Source organism: Actinocorallia lasiicapitis (genome assembly GCF_054778695.1).
This window is the reverse complement of the sequence record NZ_BAAGZI010000614.1, coordinates 1-2,208: the sequence shown is the minus strand read 5'-3', so window position 1 is coordinate 2,208 and position 2,208 is coordinate 1. Positions and strand designations below refer to the sequence as shown.

Below are 2,208 nucleotides of genomic sequence, written 5' to 3'. Positions count from 1 at the left end.
CGGTGACCTCGGCGACATGAACCCACCGAATCCGGGAATCCAACCGGTCGGATCCCGCGACGACCTACCCGAGACCCCCGCGCCTCCGCGCCATCCGGGCAACCCTGCGACGCCTGCTGGGCATGACGCCGTCCACCCCAGCGTTCCCGAGGCATCCGCGCCTTCGCCCAGCCCGGCTGACGGCATGTCCGCCCAGCCCGCCGAGGCCCCGCCCCTCGCTGATCCGGGCCGCTCCAGGACGCGTGCTGGACGTGAAGCCGTCGGGACCGACCACCCCACTGGTCCCGAGGCCGCGGGTGTCACCGAGCCGGGCCGCCCCGCGACGCGTGCTGGGCGTGACGGCGCTCCGACCGGACCTGAGGTGTCTGCGGCTCCGCCCCAGCCGGATGCCTCTGCGACGCCCGCTATGCGTGACGCTGCTCGTACTGAGCGTCCAGCCTCGTCGGGGTCGTTCGGTGACGAATCTTCGCGGGCCGCTGAGGCCGCGGGCGTTGATGAGTCGGGTCGCGCCGTGGATGCTGCGGCGCGGGAGGCTGGTCGAGCCGGTCGTTCGGATGGGGCTTCGGAGATGCCGTCCGAGGGTGACGGGGGCGGTCGTTTTGTTGGGCCTGCTCCGTTCCGGCCGGTCGGCGGCGCGGGATCGGCTGCGGCTGGCGGACGTCCTGCGGGCGGGTCCCGGGACGATCGTGCGGTGCGGGCGCGTACTGACGCGTCCGCGGCGGGAGGCCGCGCCGGGGCTTCGGCGGCGGATGCCAGGACGAGCGCGCAGGATGGTCGGGTGTCGCGACGGGAGGCGTTGGTGCAGCACGTCGAAGACGCTGGTGTCGCGGCGGTCTCGCCTGCCGCACCCACGGTCCCGGACATTCCGATGGTTCCTCGCGTCCCCGGGTCTTTCGGGTCGACTCGGGCGAAGCCTCAGGAAGGGGACGGGCCGGGCCGGGGCGTCACCGATGCCGGTGGACGGCCGCAGGGCGCTCCCGGCCCGGAGTCCCTGGCGCCGATCGACCTGCAGGTCTGGCCGCCGATCCCCGCAGCCCACCAGGCCACGGCCGGCGTCAGCGCCCCACCGGACACCGTGCCGGACATCCCGATCCAGCAGCCCGCGATCGACCCGACGCACTCGCGGACCTTCGCGCTGCCCGACCTGTCCGAGCTGCAGCGCTCCCACCACGAACCGTCACACCCCGCCGCGCCGGCACCCGCAGCACACAGCGTGAACGATGACACCCGCATCGCGGCGGCCGGGCCCTCGGCCGCACGAAACATCGAGCCGGAGCGTTCCGCCGAAGCGGTCGAGAACGCACAACAGGGCCTCGACCAGGCGACCGCGCCCGCGCCGGACAACGCCACCCCTGTCGCAGCGGCTGGCCCTCCGGCAGCGCGAGCCGCCGAGTCGGCACGTTCCGCCCAGATGGCGCAGAAGAGCACCGCCCAGCCGAATGAGCGTGAGCCCAAAGACACGGACGCGAGCGGCCCTGGCACCGGAGTCACGACAGCAGGGCTCTCGGGAACGCACAGCGAGCGGAGCGACGAGCCGGAGCGTTCCGCCGAAACGGTCGAGCGCGCGCAAGAAGCCTCCACGTCAGATGGCGTGGATGCGCGTGGCGGCGTCGCCAGCGCCGCGACAGCCGTTCCTTCGGGAGCGGACGGCGAGCGAGCCGACGAGCCGGTGGGTTCCGGCGAGGTGGCGCGGAGTGCTGAGGAAGCGGATGTGCGTGGGTTCGATGGGGTGGACGCGCGTGATGAAGCCGCTGTTGTCGGGGCGGCTGCGGATGGTGGGGAGGTCGTGCGGGGGCGGCTTGAGGTGGGAGGAGAAGGAGCGGCCGAGGGCGGGCCGGTCGGTGGTGTGGGGTCGTGGGGGCGGTTCGACGGAGCGGTGGGGGATGCCGGTGACGTCGGGGACGGGCGTGGTGACGGGGTGGCGGATTCGGGTGTCGTGGTCGGGGAGGCTTCGGTGACCCGGGTTGACGTGGAGATGCCGGGGCGGTGGGAACGGCTGCCGGTGGACAGCCAGCGGCCTGCGGCGGGAGTGCCGCAGGACGTGGTGGACGACGGGGCGCGGCGGGGCCTGGCGGAGGACGAAGAGGTCGGTGAAGAGCCGCAGGACTCCGTGGAGGCCGGGGGGGCGCAGGGCGCGGGATGGCGGCCGGAATGGCCGAGTGTGGAGCGGCCCGCTGACGGCGGGTGGGCCAGCGGGAGCGGGGGCGT

1 protein-coding gene is annotated in these 2,208 nt (G+C 74.0%); it reads right to left on the bottom strand.

What is annotated here, in order from left to right:
• Positions 1-1,582: 1,582 nt before the first annotated feature.
• A partial coding sequence (locus tag ACYVE7_RS32920; RefSeq protein ID WP_460370349.1) for a hypothetical protein occupies positions 1,583-2,208 on the bottom strand: 626 nt, incomplete at its 5' end.